16 protein-coding genes are annotated in these 14,490 nt (G+C 59.5%); 9 read left to right on the forward strand and 7 right to left on the reverse strand.

The window, feature by feature from the left end; genetic code table 11:
* Window positions 1-5 precede the first annotated feature (5 nt).
* Window positions 6-830, forward strand: coding sequence for a TrmH family RNA methyltransferase (locus tag GA0061105_RS22290; RefSeq protein WP_092752904.1), 825 nt, complete (start codon window positions 6-8; stop codon window positions 828-830).
* 54 nt (window positions 831-884) lie between these two features.
* Here the strand turns inward: GA0061105_RS22290 and GA0061105_RS22295 are convergent, their stop codons facing one another.
* Together GA0061105_RS22295 and GA0061105_RS22300 are read right to left on the reverse strand one after the other, a co-directional pair.
* Window positions 885-2,045: a coiled-coil domain-containing protein gene (locus tag GA0061105_RS22295; RefSeq protein ID WP_092752906.1), complete on the reverse strand. Its 1,161-nt coding sequence runs from the start codon at window positions 2,043-2,045 to the stop codon at window positions 885-887.
* Between the two features lie 118 nt (window positions 2,046-2,163).
* A complete protein-coding gene (locus GA0061105_RS22300) occupies window positions 2,164-2,751 on the reverse strand; it encodes a DUF1134 domain-containing protein (RefSeq protein WP_092752908.1) in 588 nt (195 codons plus the stop codon).
* A 194-nt stretch (window positions 2,752-2,945) separates the two neighbouring features.
* On the opposite strand from GA0061105_RS22300, the gene chpT reads away from it, so the two are divergent.
* Both chpT and GA0061105_RS22310 read left to right on the forward strand, forming a co-directional pair.
* Window positions 2,946-3,593: a histidine phosphotransferase ChpT gene (gene chpT, locus GA0061105_RS22305; RefSeq protein WP_064695535.1), complete on the forward strand. Its 648-nt coding sequence runs from the start codon at window positions 2,946-2,948 to the stop codon at window positions 3,591-3,593.
* Window positions 3,594-3,712: 119 nt separating this feature from the next.
* Window positions 3,713-4,075: a response regulator gene (locus tag GA0061105_RS22310; RefSeq protein ID WP_064695511.1), complete on the forward strand. Its 363-nt coding sequence runs from the start codon at window positions 3,713-3,715 to the stop codon at window positions 4,073-4,075.
* Between the two features lie 205 nt (window positions 4,076-4,280).
* Here the strand turns inward: GA0061105_RS22310 and ctrA are convergent, their stop codons facing one another.
* Window positions 4,281-4,982, reverse strand: a complete 702-nt coding sequence (gene ctrA / locus GA0061105_RS22315) for a response regulator transcription factor CtrA (protein WP_007533606.1) — start codon at window positions 4,980-4,982, stop codon at window positions 4,281-4,283.
* 437 nt (window positions 4,983-5,419) lie between these two features.
* Between ctrA and GA0061105_RS22320 the strand changes: the two genes are divergently transcribed.
* Window positions 5,420-5,770 carry a hypothetical protein gene (locus GA0061105_RS22320; protein WP_064695510.1) on the forward strand — a complete coding sequence of 117 codons (351 nt, stop codon included), beginning with the start codon at window positions 5,420-5,422 and terminating at the stop codon, window positions 5,768-5,770.
* A gap of 149 nt (window positions 5,771-5,919) precedes the next feature.
* On the opposite strand, the gene GA0061105_RS22325 is transcribed toward GA0061105_RS22320, so the two are convergent.
* Window positions 5,920-6,198: a GNAT family N-acetyltransferase gene (locus tag GA0061105_RS22325; RefSeq protein WP_064695509.1), complete on the reverse strand. Its 279-nt coding sequence runs from the start codon at window positions 6,196-6,198 to the stop codon at window positions 5,920-5,922.
* Window positions 6,199-6,333: 135 nt separating this feature from the next.
* Between GA0061105_RS22325 and GA0061105_RS22330 the strand changes: the two genes are divergently transcribed.
* Complete coding sequence (locus GA0061105_RS22330; RefSeq protein WP_064695508.1) at window positions 6,334-6,801, forward strand: paraquat-inducible protein A; 468 nt, start codon at window positions 6,334-6,336, stop codon at window positions 6,799-6,801.
* Between the two features lie 20 nt (window positions 6,802-6,821).
* On the opposite strand, the gene sciP is transcribed toward GA0061105_RS22330, so the two are convergent.
* The 3 genes from sciP to cysQ all read right to left on the reverse strand — a co-directional run bounded on the left by sciP (window position 6,822) and on the right by cysQ (window position 10,015).
* Window positions 6,822-7,097 (reverse strand): CtrA inhibitor SciP, encoded by a 276-nt coding sequence (gene sciP / locus GA0061105_RS22335; protein WP_007533628.1) that lies wholly within the window; start codon window positions 7,095-7,097, stop codon window positions 6,822-6,824.
* 744 nt (window positions 7,098-7,841) lie between these two features.
* Window positions 7,842-8,567, reverse strand: coding sequence for a sugar transferase (locus GA0061105_RS22340; RefSeq protein ID WP_064695507.1), 726 nt, complete (start codon window positions 8,565-8,567; stop codon window positions 7,842-7,844).
* Window positions 8,568-9,217: 650 nt separating this feature from the next.
* Window positions 9,218-10,015, reverse strand: coding sequence for a 3'(2'),5'-bisphosphate nucleotidase CysQ (cysQ, locus tag GA0061105_RS22345; RefSeq protein WP_092752910.1), 798 nt, complete (start codon window positions 10,013-10,015; stop codon window positions 9,218-9,220).
* 548 nt (window positions 10,016-10,563) lie between these two features.
* Here cysQ and GA0061105_RS22355 point away from each other — a divergent pair.
* Genes GA0061105_RS22355 through GA0061105_RS22370 form a run of 4 tightly spaced genes read left to right on the forward strand, consistent with a single transcriptional unit; the run spans window position 10,564 to window position 14,480 of the window.
* Entirely contained in the window at window positions 10,564-11,466 is a 903-nt protein-coding gene (locus GA0061105_RS22355) for a branched-chain amino acid ABC transporter permease (protein WP_064695505.1), read from the forward strand.
* Window positions 11,467-11,470: 4 nt separating this feature from the next.
* Complete coding sequence (gene livM, locus GA0061105_RS22360) at window positions 11,471-12,862, forward strand: high-affinity branched-chain amino acid ABC transporter permease LivM (RefSeq protein ID WP_092752912.1); 1,392 nt, start codon at window positions 11,471-11,473, stop codon at window positions 12,860-12,862.
* Complete coding sequence (locus GA0061105_RS22365; protein ID WP_092752914.1) at window positions 12,862-13,737, forward strand: ABC transporter ATP-binding protein; 876 nt, start codon at window positions 12,862-12,864, stop codon at window positions 13,735-13,737. The genes livM and GA0061105_RS22365 overlap by 1 nt, the downstream gene beginning before the upstream one ends.
* Window positions 13,737-14,480 (forward strand): ABC transporter ATP-binding protein, encoded by a 744-nt coding sequence (locus GA0061105_RS22370; protein ID WP_208601687.1) that lies wholly within the window; start codon window positions 13,737-13,739, stop codon window positions 14,478-14,480. Before GA0061105_RS22365 ends, GA0061105_RS22370 begins: the two co-directional genes overlap by 1 nt.
* Window positions 14,481-14,490 lie beyond the last annotated feature (10 nt).

Genomic DNA, 14,490 nt, shown 5'->3' on the forward strand with positions numbered 1-14,490 from the left:
GCCAGATGGCCGCCGACCCGATCGTCATCGACAGCGCGGACGATCCGCGCATCTCTGAATTTCGCGACATCAGAGAGCGTGACCTGACCGGCCGGGAGAACCGCTTCATCGCCGAGGGCACCGTCGTGCTGCGCATGCTCGCCGAGGCGCATGCGGCAGGCGGCGGCTTCTCAGCCGAAAAAATCCTGCTGCTGCGCAATCGCGTCGACGGCGTGCAGCCCATCCTGGAGCGCTTTCCGGCCGGTGTGCCGGTTTATGTCGCCAAGGCTGATGTGCTCGACAGTGTCGTCGGCTTTCATCTGCATCGCGGCGTTCTTGCACTCGGCAGGCGGGACGACCGTGGCGAGGCAGCGCTTTTCGACGCATTGCCGGAACGGGCGCTGGTGCTGGTCGGCTGCGGCATTTCCAATCACGACAATGCCGGCTCGATGTTCCGCAACGCCGCCGCCTTCCGGGCGGATGCGGTGCTGCTCGACGAAACTTGCTGCGATCCGCTTTATCGGAAAGCGCTGCGTGTGTCGGTCGGTTCGGTGTTGAGCGTTCCGCACCGGCGCGGTGGCAAGGCGCTGGATCTTCTCCTGGCGCTTGCCGAACGGGGTTTTGCCATCTGGACGCTTTCGCCCCATGGCAAGACTGATATCCGCGCCATTCCGGCTGCGGCGCGCATGGCGCTTGTCGTCGGCACGGAGGGGGAGGGCTTGCCGGAGACGCTGCTGGCGCGCTTTCAGAGCGCGCGGATCCCGCAAGCGGACGAGCTCGATAGCCTCAACGCGGCGACTGCGACAGGGATCGCACTGTTTTCCATGGCTTCCGCGATAGGACGGATCTGACGCCTGGAGCGGGTGTGTGCTACGGGTTCATAAAGACACGCCTAGCACGCTGTGCTAGCGCAGCGGATGGGCGATGATGGCGGCCGCCCTGTCGGCCAGGCTGACGCGATCGTTCGGGTTTTTGTTGCCAGTATCCGGCAGCAACGAGCGGATCGGCGAAGAAGGGCCTTCGTTGAGCGCGGTCAGGGCCACCATGTTGGCGGCGATCGAGGCGATCTCCTCTCGGATCGCGCCATCGCGTCCAGTCACGGCCTTTGCCTTCTGCAGGCGCTCGGCAAGGGCGGCGCTGCGCATGCGTACATCTTCGCCGATCTCCGCCGTGATGGCGGCAGTGTCGATTGCGGATTCGCCTGCGTCTTCGGCCGTCAATTCCGCCGGCAGTTCCGCCGTCATATTGACCAGGCCGGCGTCGCGCAGCACCCGGTTGATCTTGCGGATCTCGGCATTGGCGGCTTTTAGCTGCTCCTTCAATTTGGCGATCTCCTGCTGGCGGCGGCCGAGGAGGGTTTCCTTCTCGGCGGCGGAAGCGCTTTCACGTGCAGCCTTATCCTCCAGTCGGATCAGCATATGCTGCTGCTGCGTCAGTTTCTGTTCGGCATCCCTGGCGCGCTTCTGCAGCAGCGTGACGTCCTGGCGCAACGTGTCGCGTTCGTCGCGCAGCGCGTTGGCGCGGAATTTCAGGCTTTCCGCCTCGGTCTCACGCGCGGCCAGGTCGATCCTCAGCCCGTCGGCCTGTTCGCTGAGCTTGCTCAGCCGGGTGCGCATTGTCGTTAATTCGCTCTCCTTGTTGGCAGCGGATTGTTCGGCAATATGCAGGTTGGTCTTCAACTGGCTTATATAGTTCTCATCCTTGCGCAGACGCGAGCGCTGTTCGGCCGCCTCGACATGCATCTCGCCAATCTGAGCCTGCAATTCGCCGATCTCGGCGGCGAGCCGGCCGGCATCGACGGCCAGCGCATCGTGCCGCAGCTGGAGCGACAAGGATTTCTCGCGCTCACGCAGGAGGTCCTGGGTGGTGCGGGCGTTTTCAGCGGCATGGAGTGCGCGCACCATATCCTTCTGGGCGCGAACTTCCTGCGGGCTCAGCGGCATCGTCGCCTTGAGACGGTTCTCGGTATACCAGACAATGCGGCGGTGAACGGCCGGCGAGACCAGAAAGACGAGGAAGGCCGCGGTCAGGAAGCCCAAGCCGAACAAGAGAGCGTATTCGATCACGGCGCGGCCATCGATTCGAAAAGTTAATACGGGGTCAGCCGTGATGATTAAGCACGCATGGCACCCGCGGGCAAGGCCGCCGATGCGAACGGCGGCAATTTCCAGCGGCCCTGCGGCTTCAGAACGGGTTCCAGGTCGGCGCCTGGGTGATCTTGAGATACCCGACATTGACGCCGAGGCGGGCGCCGACGCCGGTGCGGATCGGAACAACCAACACGTCGTTGTTCTTCAGCACCGTCATGCCGAAGCCGGCGATCACATAGGCCGAGCCGCTGACGCCGCCGAAACGGGCATAGATGCCGTCGATGGAGGGCAGGTCGTAGACCAGCATCATGACGCGCGAGCCTTGGCCGCCGTAATCGATGCCGAGGGACGGCCCTTGCCAGTAGAGCGGATGTGCGCCCGCATTTTTGGTGTTCAGCTGGCCTTCGCCGTAGGTGAGGCCGGCGATGAAGGCGCCGCCGCCTTCCTGTCCGAGAATGTAACCATTCGGCAGGCCGTATTTCTGGAAGGCGCTCTCGACCACCTTGGCAAGGCCTCCGCTGGCCGAGCCGAAGAAGGAGTGACCGGCATCGACGATTTCCTGCATCGTATACTGACCGTTGTCCTGGGCAGCGGCCGGGCGGGCAATCATCAACGAGGAGAAGACGAGGGCCGAAAGCAACCTGCAGAAGCCAATGAATCGGTGCGGAAATCGAGGGCGCATGGTGTCATCCGTTCGTCGTTTGGCTGGAGCGGGCACCCGCTCGCGTCGATTGCTGCATTTTGCGCCGATGATCTTAACAATCGGTTTACCAAATATGGTGTCATTATGGCACCGAGAACGATCGCAAACTTCGCGCAATTTTGATGAAGCATATTTATGGGCGCGATGAGATTGCCGCCCTTCAGGAGACGATGATGTCCAAGAACCCGAACCTCACCCTGTCCGGCCCGGATCTGGCCGCGCTTCTCTGCAGCCGCGTTTGCCACGATGTCATCTCGCCCGTCGGCGCGATCAATAACGGCCTGGAGCTTCTGGACGAAGGCGGCGCTGACTCCGATGCGATGGATCTGATCCGCACCAGTGCGCTCAACGCTTCCGTCCGCCTGAAATTCGCGCGCCTCGCCTTCGGCGCGTCGGGTTCAGTCGGCGCCTCAATCGATACCGGCGAGGCCGAGCGGGCCGCCAAGGATTTTGCGCTCGCCGAGAAGAAGACCGAGGTGATCTGGAACGGACCGCGCGCCATCGTCGCCAAGAATCGCGTCAAGCTGCTGCTCAACCTCTTCCTCGTCGCCTATTCGGCTATACCACGCGGCGGCGTGCTCGAGGTGACGCTCGAAAATCCCGAATTCGACGCCAAGTTCAAGCTCACGGCGAAAGGCAAGCTGATGCGGTTGCCCCCGAAATTCGTCGAGATATCGACCGGCACGATCGAAGAGGCGATCGACGCCCATTCGATCCAGCCCTATTACGCGGTGCTTCTGGCCGAAGAGTGCGGAATGACGCTGGATCACAGCGCAAGCCCGGATGAACTGGTGTTCACGGCGGTAGTTGCTGCGGTCTGATTTCGCTGCGCGGAGGGGCGTCTGCGCCCGTCTGGTAACGATTCTTTAGCCTGATGGACCTATTCTCTTAGGTTGTAAGAGACCCCTCGCTGCGACGAATGCGGGGAAAAGGAGCGGCCATGCAAAGGTTCATGATCACCGATAATTCGGACATCGTCCGCAAGGTCGGCAAGCGCATTCTCTCCGAACTCGACTTTCTCGTCAGCGAGGCCTCCAATGCCGCCGAGGCGCTGCAGCACTGCCAGACAGAGCTGCCGGAATATCTGATCGTCGACTCCGGCATGGAAGGTGCGCTTGAGCTCATCGCGGCCATCCGCGCCATGGACGGCGGCAAGGAGGTCAAGATCTATTACTGCGTCATCGAGGCCGACCTAAAGAAGCTGATGGCGGGTAAACGAGCCGGTGCTACCGATTTCCTGCTGAAGCCGTTCGACCGCAAGATCCTGACCGCCGTTTTCGGAAATCGCGCAATCGCCGCCTGACGGCGTACCCGATATCGGTGGTTCCCGCGGCGTGGGGCTAGGACAGCGCTTGTGCTTTCGACCAGCGCTACGCCTGCATTTCCTTAGCTGAGATTAAACGAACCCGGCCGATCCGGCCTGGGGCTGCCCGTTCCTTATTGCCTACAAAACGAAAAATCCCGCCGGAAGGGCGGGATTTCGTCATCCGATAAGGGGGATCGGAAGATCAAGCGGTTTCCGCATATTCGGTGCCATCAGGCTCGCGAAGAACATAACCACGGCCCCAGACGGTCTCGATGTAGTTGGCGCCGCCGGCGGCATTGGCGAGCTTCTTGCGCAGCTTGCAGATAAAGACGTCGATGATCTTCAGTTCCGGCTCGTCCATGCCGCCATAAAGGTGGTTCAGGAACATTTCCTTGGTGAGCGTGGTGCCCTTGCGGAGCGAAAGCAGCTCCAGCATCTGGTATTCCTTGCCCGTCAGGTGGACGCGCTGGCCGCCGACTTCGACGGTCTTGGCGTCGAGGTTGACGATGAGCTCGCCGGTCATGATGACCGACTGTGCGTGACCCTTGGAGCGGCGAACGATAGCGTGGATGCGGGCGACGAGCTCGTCCTTGTGGAACGGCTTGGTCATGTAGTCGTCGGCACCGAAGCCGAGGCCGCGAACCTTGTCTTCAATGCCGGCCATGCCCGACAGAATGAGGATCGGTGTCTTGACCTTCGACAGCCGGAGAGTGCGAAGCACTTCATATCCGGACATGTCGGGCAGGTTCAGATCGAGCAGGATGATATCGTAATCATACAGCTTGCCCAGATCGACGCCTTCTTCACCGAGATCGGTGGTATAAACATTAAAACTCTCAGATTTGAGCATCAACTCGATGCTCTGCGCCGTAGCGCTGTCGTCCTCGATGAGAAGTACCCGCATAATTATCCCCTTTACCGCCGCCGAAAGGTGGTCTGGCCCCCTACACGCTACCCGAACAAGCTACGTGATTTGGAAGCTGCCACGAAATGGTTAACAAATTCTAATTCACTCTGGCAAGGAGTATCGAATTTATTAAATAATTTTTCCATTTCTCTGTTTTCCAATAGGAATCTCAAAAAGGCGTTCCTCAATGTTTACATTAGGAAACAGCGCTAAGTGATTCATCCGACTCGCCAATGAAAAGGTTCGAAGTTCATGCCGCGGCATTTACCGACCCTTAAATCATCGGGCCTATCATTAACGATGCCCGTAAACGAAAGGTTACCAGCGGTAGGTTTTTGTTAATATCGCAGGAAATTTTTTAGCAAACCGTGTCAAAGCGGCGCGCAGGGCGGTTTCAAGTTGAGCCGGGGTCTCGCATCACGGGAGTAATGCGTATGAAGTCGCGAGAAAGTCTCGTTCGCCTGAAAGAGTTTCAGGTGAACGAAAAACGACGTCAATTGCAGCAGTTGCAGATGATGATGTCCGAATTCGAACGGATGACGAAGGATCTGGAGAGCCAGATCGTCGTCGAGGAAAAGAAGTCCGGTATATCAGACCCGAATCACTTTGCTTATCCGACCTTCGCCAAGGCCGCGCGTCAGCGGGCCGACAACCTGCAGGTTTCGATCAAGGAACTGAAGATGCAGGAAGAGGCGCTGGAAATGGCGCTTGAGGAGATGCAGGCGGAATATGCAAGGGCGACGGCGCTGGAAGAACGTGACAGCGGTGCCCGCGCCAGGGCCTGAGAGAAAATGCGGGCGCCGGCTTCGGCGCCTTCGGAATCACCTCAGAGAAGCCATGTATGATGGGCACGCCGTCCGTCATACATGGCTTTTGGTGTTCGCTTTTTGACGATTGCCGATCGTCCCAGATCAGCCGCACTTTCGGGCCGGGTTCAATTCACGACATCCTTCCATTCCGGGTGGCGTTGCGCCTGCGCCTTGAAGAAGGGGCATAGCGGGATGATTTTCCAGCCACCGGCCCGTGCCGCCTCGACCGCGTGGAGCGCCAACGCCTGGCCGACACCTTTGCCTCGCAGCGCATCGGGAACGGCGGTATGGTCGATGATGACAAGTTTCGGCGATGTGCGTGAAAAGGTCATCTCCGCCTCGTGCCCCTCGACGTCGGCGGCATAACGACCGCCGGAGGCGCTTTCCTCATTTCGAATGTCCATCGTCTTTCCTCGTGCACAGAAATCTATCGGAGCCAACGGTGACACGGCGGCGCGGACGTGCCAAGCCGATGAAACACTTCCTGGGGGAGACGCAGTGTTCATGAAAAATGTCGGATCGGCGCAAGGTTCGCGGCAATGAGCGCGCTTTCGATCATCCGCCCCGCTCTCCTCGTAGCAGCGCCCTTCCTCCTGGCGCTCGGCCTCATCTTGCCGCTGATCCGTTTCGAGACGCTGTATTTCTTCGATCAGACCCCGTCGCTCATCGAAATCGTTGTCTCGCTCTGGCAGGGCGGAGATGGGCTGCTGGCGGCGATCGTCGCGCTGGTTTCGATCGTGCTGCCGTTTCTGAAGTTGATCGGGATTGCCGCGGAAGCGACGGCTGCCGGCGGCGGTGCCGGGAGCCTGTTTTATCGTCGCGTCGTGCCGCATCTGTCCAAGTGGTCAATGATGGACGTGCTGCTGGTCGCGATCGTCATTGCTGCGGCGAAGACAACGGGGTTGGCGGATGCCTTCACGCAGCCCGGCCTCTGGTGCTACGCCGCCTCGTCAATGATTTCGGGCCTTCTTCATTCCCTGATGGGAGATGCGTCCGGCCCGAAATAATTATTGATGATGGCGTGGGATCAGTGGCGGTATTGCTGGATGCGCGTGGTGCGCAGGCCGGCGAGGCCATGGCTGTTGATCGACGACTGCCAGGAAAGGAACTCTTCGACCGTGAGCGTGTAACGCTCGCAGGCCTCTTCCAAGCTCAACAGGCCACCGCGAACAGCCGCGACAACCTCTGCCTTGCGGCGGATCACCCAGCGCCGCGTATTGGGCGGTGGAAGGTCCGCGATGGTCAGGGGACTGCCATCGGGGCCGATGACATATTTTACTCGGGGACGTATCATTTCGGTCATTGGACTCTCTACACAACTCAAGACCACGAGCGTCACTCTAGCCTGCCACATTTAAAAATTGCCTAAGCCCATCGTAAGACTTTGATAACAACTTTAGGTGCCCCGGGGTGGCCGGTGAATGGGCGGTCGGATCAGCAGTCTGGCCGCAAAGCCCCTTCGTTCGGAAGCCGCCAACCTGTTTTCCCGCAGCAGACTGGTGGCAACGATGAAGCGCAGGTTCCGCCGATCTTCTGTGACGGGGGATCAGTTTGCGGGCGGTGCGGCCAATCGGGAAATCACCGCACTGACACGGCTCTTTCCGGTGGGTAAGCGGAAGATAGCTTCGCCTCTGCGTTGCCCGACGCTGACCTGAAATAAAACATTTTGCTTTTTCGCGCAGTGCCGATGCCGGCGGTAGCTATCGCACAACAGCAACGCAGAAGATTGCCGGTCGAATGGTTCACCCGGTGCGAAATCGTGTGCCCGCGCGGGTCGCCGGCAGGAGTGAGATCACGATCGATCTCGCTCTATCGTCGCACAGGGTCGCTATTTAAAGCGCAAGAGGCGCAAGCGCGATTCGATCAACCGCGCGCGGGCGCTTGCCATAACATTGCTGTGCCGGCTGCTCCGAGGCAGCCGGCGCTTTCTCAAAACAAGCGTGGAGCATGTCGCGCATAAACTGTGCGCGGTTAAGCGATAACGACATGCGTAAAAAGCAAAGAGCTAAAGCGCGGGCCAGGCGAACCTGAAAGACCGTGACGCGCTTTAGAAGCCTTTTCCGCCGGTCAATTCGGAAATGACGGTCCCGACAATGATGCGCATATCCATCCAAATCGAGAAATTTCCGACATAATAAAGATCGCAGGCAATGCGGGCGCGCGCCTTGGCCGGACGGTCGGTCGGGCCGCGCAGGCCACGCATCTGAGCGAGACCGGTCATGCCGGGGCGCATCGAGTGGCGCTGATGGTATTCCGGCACGAGCTCTTCATAGAGCATGCCGCCGGCGCGCATGCCGATTGCATGGCAGCGAGGTCCGACAACCGACATATCGCCCAGCAGCACGTTCAACAGCTGCGGCAGCTCGTCGATATTGGTGCGGCGCAGAATGGCGCCGATGCGGGTGATGCGCGGGTCGTTCTTCACCGTCTGGGCAACGCCCGAGACATCGCAGAGATCGGTGCGCATGGAGCGGAACTTGTAGACCTTGATGGCCTTGCAGTTCTTACCCCAGCGGGTCTGCTTGAAGAGAACCGGTCCCGGACTGTCGAGCTTGATCAGCAGGGCGACCAGGAGAAGGAAAGGAGCGAGGACGAGGAGGGCGCTCAACGACGAAACAATGTCGAACGCCCGCTTCAGGACGAGATCAACCCACGGCGCCTGGGAGGCATCGCTGTGGATGACCGGGGTCTGGATCTTCAGGCTCGGCTGCTGGCGGCGGCTCGGGCGGAAGGAATCAGTCGAAATCGTGTTGTTTAGTTCCGTGATGCTCAAGGATCGTACTCTGTTGTCTTCGAGGGGCGCGGCGGCAATAGGCGATCAATGGTTTACCCTGTCACCAGGGCTGCACTCAGGTGTTGGTAACCCTACTAAAACGGAAAAATGCGACAATTGTGTAATTGTGTCCAGAGAAATATCGCATCGCAATAAATCTTTCGCACTTGCGTTAAATTGAGGCAAGCTCATGATATTTCGTTAAGAATTGAAATTTCGTCAAGCTTTCTAGGGCTTTGGCGAGGGCTTCCAGGGGGCGGCCCGCGTGCTGTTTCGACACGCGACCGACGGTTGGCAGGCGGCATTTTTAACGAATTCCGCCGTGAATTTTTTGGCCGGATATGTTCGACCGTTCTCAAAACTGTGTCGGAATATGACAAAATCAAGGCCGAATCGGCAGGGGTTAAAACCTGTGAAGGCGGTGAGGCCGACTCCCCCGGCTCAGAATCACGCGACCCGGATTCGACCGTAGCAACCAACTCCGGGTTCTCGGCGGCCGCCTGCTGTGCGGTTCAACCGCGGCAGGATGATATTCGGACCATTAAGAGTAGGGTCTCGCCAGGCGCTCCGCGCCGAGGCATACCGCGGCAACAGCACATCTTAATGTGCGGCACAGCATATCACGATATTCCGGGAATTCCCGCGGATGGTCACGCCGGTTCGAGAGCGCGTTTCCTGCCGCCCCAGGAGATGAAATTCGGATTGGCGAAATCGAAATCCGCCGCCGTTCCCGTCTTCCCGTAAGTCAGCGGCGCTCCGTCGAGCGTCACTGTCGAGCCCCCGGCGGCGCGCAGCACCGCGTCGCCGGCCGCGGTGTCCCATTCCATTGTGCGGGTGAAGCGCGGATAGACGTCGGCTTTGCCCTCCGCCAGTAGGCAAAATTTCAGCGAGGAGCCGATATTGGTGCATTTGGAGATCGCGTGATCGGTGAGGAAGGTTCTTGTCTCCGGGCTGTTGTGGCGAAGGCTTGCAAGTGCGAGCCGGTCGTCCGGCTGCTCGCGCACGGTAATTGCGGTGCGTGCGCCGACGGTGAAGTCCTCGGTGACGACGAGCCTTTCTGCATGGCCGCGTTCCCCCGAGAAGGCGAGCCCGAGCGCGGGTGCATAGACGATGCCGGCGACCGGGGCGCCATCCTCGATATAGGCGATGTTGACGGTGAATTCCTGTCTTCCGTCGACAAATTCGCGCGTGCCGTCGAGAGGGTCGACCAGGAAGAAGCTGCGACCGCTGATGTCGGGCACCTGGCCGGCGGCGACCGATTCTTCCGCGACGACCGGTATCTCCGGATAGTCTCTGGCGAGATGGGCGAGGATGATGCGCTCGGCCTGCTCGTCGGCGACCGTGACCGGACTCGCGTCCGCTTTCATGGCGACAGGAAAGCCTTCCCGCAAGACCGTGATGATGGCCTTACCGGCTTCGAGCGCCGCCTTTTCAAATGTCCTCAGCATTGTCCTTTTGCCGTTTGCCACGCGGGCGAGCACCCCACTGTCGCTCGTCCGCAAACCATCCCTGTCACAACCATATACTTGCCAGTTATTTATATGGTGTTTCCCGTCGTGTCCGCATCCCCACTCATCCGTCCAAGATGCTACCATGAGTTCCCACTCTTGTCAGAGGAAGATGGCGGGCATTCGTTTGTGAAATGGCATTCGCGAAAGCGGCTGCCTTCGGGTCTGAATTTGCGCCATCTTCCAATCCGGTGGAATAGCTTACGCGACACGCCGGCGGAGGAATCAGCGGCGATGTGTCGGCAGGGTTAATTCAGTGGTCGTTTCTGGCTAAAAATATGCCGGACTCTGCTGTTTTTCTGTGGATTTTGATCCAAAATGCGCCATGTCAGCCTGTTTCAGCAAGAATCTGGCTGAGTAAATCCTTTTTGTCTTCACATTTTCAACGAAACCGGTATGCATGCGGCTCATGAGGTTGCCTGAAACGGGCGAACGCAGAACCAAAAAGAGATGCAGCATTTTCGCTCGCATCCAGGGGAAAACGACATATGGAGTATTTCGTCCAGCAGCTCTTCAACGGGCTGACGCTCGGATCCATCTATGGCCTTGTGGCTATTGGCTATACGATGGTTTATGGCATTATCGGCATGATCAATTTCGCCCATGGCGACATCTTCATGCTCGGTGGTTTCGCTGCTCTTATCGTCTTCCTCGTCCTCACATCCATCTTCGCAGGTCTCCCGGTGGCAATCTTGCTGCTGGCGATGCTTGTCGTCGCGATGCTGATGACGAGTTTGTGGAATTGGACGATCGAGCGTGTCGCATACCGTCCGTTGCGCGGTTCGTTCCGCCTGGCGCCACTGATCACGGCGATCGGCATGTCAATCGTGCTGTCCAACTTCATCCAGGTGACGCAGGGCCCGCGCAATAAGCCGATCCCGCCGATGGTCAGTTCGGTCTACCAGTTCGGCAACATCTCGGTATCGCTGAAACAGATCATCATCATCATCATCACGGCGGTGCTGCTGACGGTCTTCTGGTATATCGTCAACCACACCGCGCTCGGCCGCGCCCAGCGCGCCACTGAACAGGACCGCAAGATGGCGGCGCTGCTCGGTGTCAATGTCGACCAGACGATCTCGATCACCTTCGTCATGGGTGCGGCACTGGCTGCCGTCGCCGGCACGATGTATCTGATGTATTATGGCGTCGCTTCGTTTGCCGACGGATTCACGCCTGGTGTGAAAGCATTTACCGCAGCCGTTCTCGGCGGCATCGGGTCGCTGCCCGGCGCCGTTCTCGGCGGATTGATGATCGGCCTCATCGAGTCGCTGTGGTCGGCCTATTTCACCATCGCGTACAAGGACGTGGCGACCTTCGCTATCCTTGCTTTCGTGCTGATCTTCAAGCCGACGGGTATCCTCGGACGGCCGGAAGTCGAGAAGGTATAACGTCATGGCACACATCGAGAATTCTGCAGGCAAGCCCGATGCCGGACTTGTCCGCAAAGGCCTTACCGAAGCCCTTTTCGCCGCCGTCCTGTCTCTCGGCATGTTTGTTCTCTATGTCGGTCTGAAGACCGACCAGAACATCAACAACGAGCTGATCATCGTCCAGCGTTGGGGGTTGCTTGCAATCTTCGTCGCCGTAGCCGCGATCGGCCGTTTCGCCATGGTCGTTTTCATCAAGCCGAACATCGATCGCCGCAAGCTCCGCAAGGCGCGGGAAGGCGACCTCGATATCTCGACAGACAAGAACTTCTTCCACCGGCATTTCCTGAAGATCGCGCTGATCGCGCTGGTGCTGTATCCGGTAGTGATCGTGGCGCTCGTCGGCGCCCAGGGCTCGCTTAAATGGGTCGATAACTTCGGCATCCAGATTCTGATCTATGTAATGCTGGCCTGGGGGCTGAATATCGTCGTCGGCCTCGCCGGGCTGCTAGATCTCGGCTATGTCGCCTTCTATGCGGTCGGCGCCTATTCTTACGCATTGCTGTCGAGCTATTTCGGGCTGTCTTTTTGGGTGCTGCTGCCGCTTTCCGGCATTCTGGCGGCACTCTGGGGCGTCATTCTCGGTTTCCCGGTCCTGCGCCTGCGCGGGGACTACCTTGCGATCGTGACGCTTGCCTTCGGTGAAATCATCCGTCTCGTCCTTATCAACTGGACTGATGTGACGAAGGGGACGTTCGGCATATCGAGCATTCCGAAGGCGACGCTGTTCGGGATCCCCTTCGATGCGACGGCGGGCGGCTTCGCCAAGCTCTTCCACCTGCCGATGTCTTCCGCCTACTATAAGATATTCCTCTTCTATCTCATTCTGATGCTCTGCATGCTGACGGCTTACGTCACCATCCGGCTGCGGCGCATGCCGATCGGGCGCGCCTGGGAAGCGCTCCGCGAAGACGAAATCGCCTGCCGTTCGCTGGGCATCAACACGGTAACCACCAAGCTCACGGCATTCGCAACGGGTGCAATGTTCGGGGGGTTCGCAGGCTCGTTCTTCGCGGCGCGCCAGGGCTTCGTCTCGCCGGAATCCTTCATCTTCCTAGAATCGGCTGTCGTTCTTGCCATTGTCGTTCTTGGCGGCATGGGCTCGCTGACCGGCATCGCGGTCGCCGCGATCGTCATGGTCGGCGGCACCGAGGCTCTGCGCGAAATGGACTTCCTGAAGGCAGTCTTCGGACCTGACTTCACGCCGGAACTCTACCGCATGCTGCTCTTCGGGCTCGCCATGGTCGTCGTCATGCTGTTCAAGCCGCGCGGTTTCGTCGGCTCACGTGAACCGACCGCCTTCCTCAAGGAGCGCAAGGCAATATCCGGAAGCTTTACTAAGGAGGGCCATGGTTGATGAGCCCCGTTACCAACACGATATCGAGCGATACGCTGCTCAAGGTCGAACACCTGTCGATGAAGTTCGGCGGCCTGATGGCCATCAACGACTTCTCCTTCGAAGCCAAGCGCGGCGATATCACCGCGCTGATCGGGCCGAACGGCGCCGGCAAGACCACCGTCTTCAACTGCATCACCGGCTTCTATAAGCCGACGATGGGCATGATCACCCTCAATCAGAAGAGCGGTAAGCAATATCTTCTGGAGCGTCTGCCGGACTTTCGCATCACGCGGGAAGCCAAGGTGGCACGCACCTTCCAGAACATCCGGCTGTTCTCCGGCCTGACCGTTCTCGAAAACCTCCTGGTCGCCCAGCACAACAAGCTGATGCAGGCTTCGGGGTATACGATCCTCGGTCTGATCGGCATCGGTCCCTATCGGCGGGAGGCGACGGCTGCGATCGAGCTGGCGCGGCACTGGCTTGAGAAGGCCGATCTGATCGATCGCGCCGACGATCCGGCCGGCGACTTGCCCTATGGCGCCCAACGGCGCCTGGAGATCGCGCGCGCCATGTGCACCGGCCCGGAGCTGCTTTGCCTCGACGAACCGGCTGCAGGCCTCAACCCGCGGGAATCGGCAACGCTAAATTCGCTCTTGCAGAACATCCGCGCCGAAACCGGAACCTCCATTCTTCTTATCGAGCATGACATGTCGGTCGTTATGGAAATCTCCGATCACGTCGTCGTCCTCGAATATGGCCAGAAGATTTCCGATGGCACGCCGGATCATGTGAAGCACGATCCGAAGGTCATCGCGGCCTATCTCGGCGTCGAGGATGAAGAAGTGGAAGAGGTGATCGCAACCGTCGAGCAGCTCGAAGGAGGCGCAAACTGATGGGCGATGCAGTAATGACGGGTCAACCGCTCCTTCAGGTGAAGGGCGTCGAAACCTATTATGGCAATATCCGTGCGCTGGCCGGCATCGATGTCCAGGTCAACAAGGGCGAGATCGTCAGCCTGATCGGCGCCAATGGCGCCGGCAAATCGACGCTGATGATGACGATTTGCGGCAGCCCGCAGGCTCGCACCGGCTCGATAGTCTTCGAGGGCCGCGAGATCACGCGTATGCCCACGCACGAAATCGCACGGCTACGCATCGCGCAGTCGCCGGAAGGGCGCCGCATCTTCCCGCGCATGACGGTTATGGAAAACCTCCAGATGGGTGCGGGGCTCGACAATCTCAAGCATTTCGCCGAGGACGTCGAGAAGATTTTCACGCTCTTCCCGCGTCTCAAGGAACGCCACGCCCAGCGTGGCGGCACGCTTTCGGGCGGCGAGCAGCAGATGCTGTCGATCGGCCGCGCACTGATGGCGCGCCCGAAGCTCTTGCTTCTCGATGAACCTTCGCTCGGCCTCGCGCCGCTGATCGTCAAGGGCATTTTCGAGGCGATCCGAAAGCTCAATGAACAGGAAGGCCTCACGGTATTCCTCGTCGAGCAGAATGCATTCGCTGCGCTGAGACTTTCGCACCGCGGTTACGTGATGGTGAACGGCAAGGTGACGATGAGCGGCTCCGGCAAGGAGCTGCTCGCCAATCCTGAAGTCCGCGCCGCCTATCTCGAAGGCGGAAGACATTAGTCGAAGGGAG

Source organism: Rhizobium aethiopicum (assembly GCF_900094625.1).
Taxonomy (GTDB): domain Bacteria; phylum Pseudomonadota; class Alphaproteobacteria; order Rhizobiales; family Rhizobiaceae; genus Rhizobium; species Rhizobium aethiopicum.

Bases quoted from the DNA above. Each gene is read 5' to 3' on its own strand.
- GA0061105_RS22290 (WP_092752904.1), top strand. From the start codon at position 6: ATGGCCGCCGACCCGATCGTCATCGACAGCGCGGACGATCCGCGCATC.
- GA0061105_RS22300 (WP_092752908.1), bottom strand. From the start codon at position 2,751: ATGCGCCCTCGATTTCCGCACCGATTCATTGGCTTCTGCAGGTTGCTT.
- chpT (WP_064695535.1), top strand. From the start codon at position 2,946: ATGTCCAAGAACCCGAACCTCACCCTGTCCGGCCCGGATCTGGCCGCG.
- GA0061105_RS22310 (WP_064695511.1), top strand. From the start codon at position 3,713: ATGCAAAGGTTCATGATCACCGATAATTCGGACATCGTCCGCAAGGTC.
- ctrA (WP_007533606.1), bottom strand. From the start codon at position 4,982: ATGCGGGTACTTCTCATCGAGGACGACAGCGCTACGGCGCAGAGCATC.
- GA0061105_RS22320 (WP_064695510.1), top strand. From the start codon at position 5,420: ATGAAGTCGCGAGAAAGTCTCGTTCGCCTGAAAGAGTTTCAGGTGAAC.
- GA0061105_RS22325 (WP_064695509.1), bottom strand. From the start codon at position 6,198: ATGGACATTCGAAATGAGGAAAGCGCCTCCGGCGGTCGTTATGCCGCC.
- GA0061105_RS22330 (WP_064695508.1), top strand. From the start codon at position 6,334: ATGAGCGCGCTTTCGATCATCCGCCCCGCTCTCCTCGTAGCAGCGCCC.
- sciP (WP_007533628.1), bottom strand. From the start codon at position 7,097: ATGACCGAAATGATACGTCCCCGAGTAAAATATGTCATCGGCCCCGAT.
- cysQ (WP_092752910.1), bottom strand. From the start codon at position 10,015: ATGCTGAGGACATTTGAAAAGGCGGCGCTCGAAGCCGGTAAGGCCATC.
- GA0061105_RS22355 (WP_064695505.1), top strand. From the start codon at position 10,564: ATGGAGTATTTCGTCCAGCAGCTCTTCAACGGGCTGACGCTCGGATCC.
- livM (WP_092752912.1), top strand. From the start codon at position 11,471: ATGGCACACATCGAGAATTCTGCAGGCAAGCCCGATGCCGGACTTGTC.
- GA0061105_RS22365 (WP_092752914.1), top strand. From the start codon at position 12,862: ATGAGCCCCGTTACCAACACGATATCGAGCGATACGCTGCTCAAGGTC.
- GA0061105_RS22370 (WP_208601687.1), top strand. From the start codon at position 13,737: ATGGGCGATGCAGTAATGACGGGTCAACCGCTCCTTCAGGTGAAGGGC.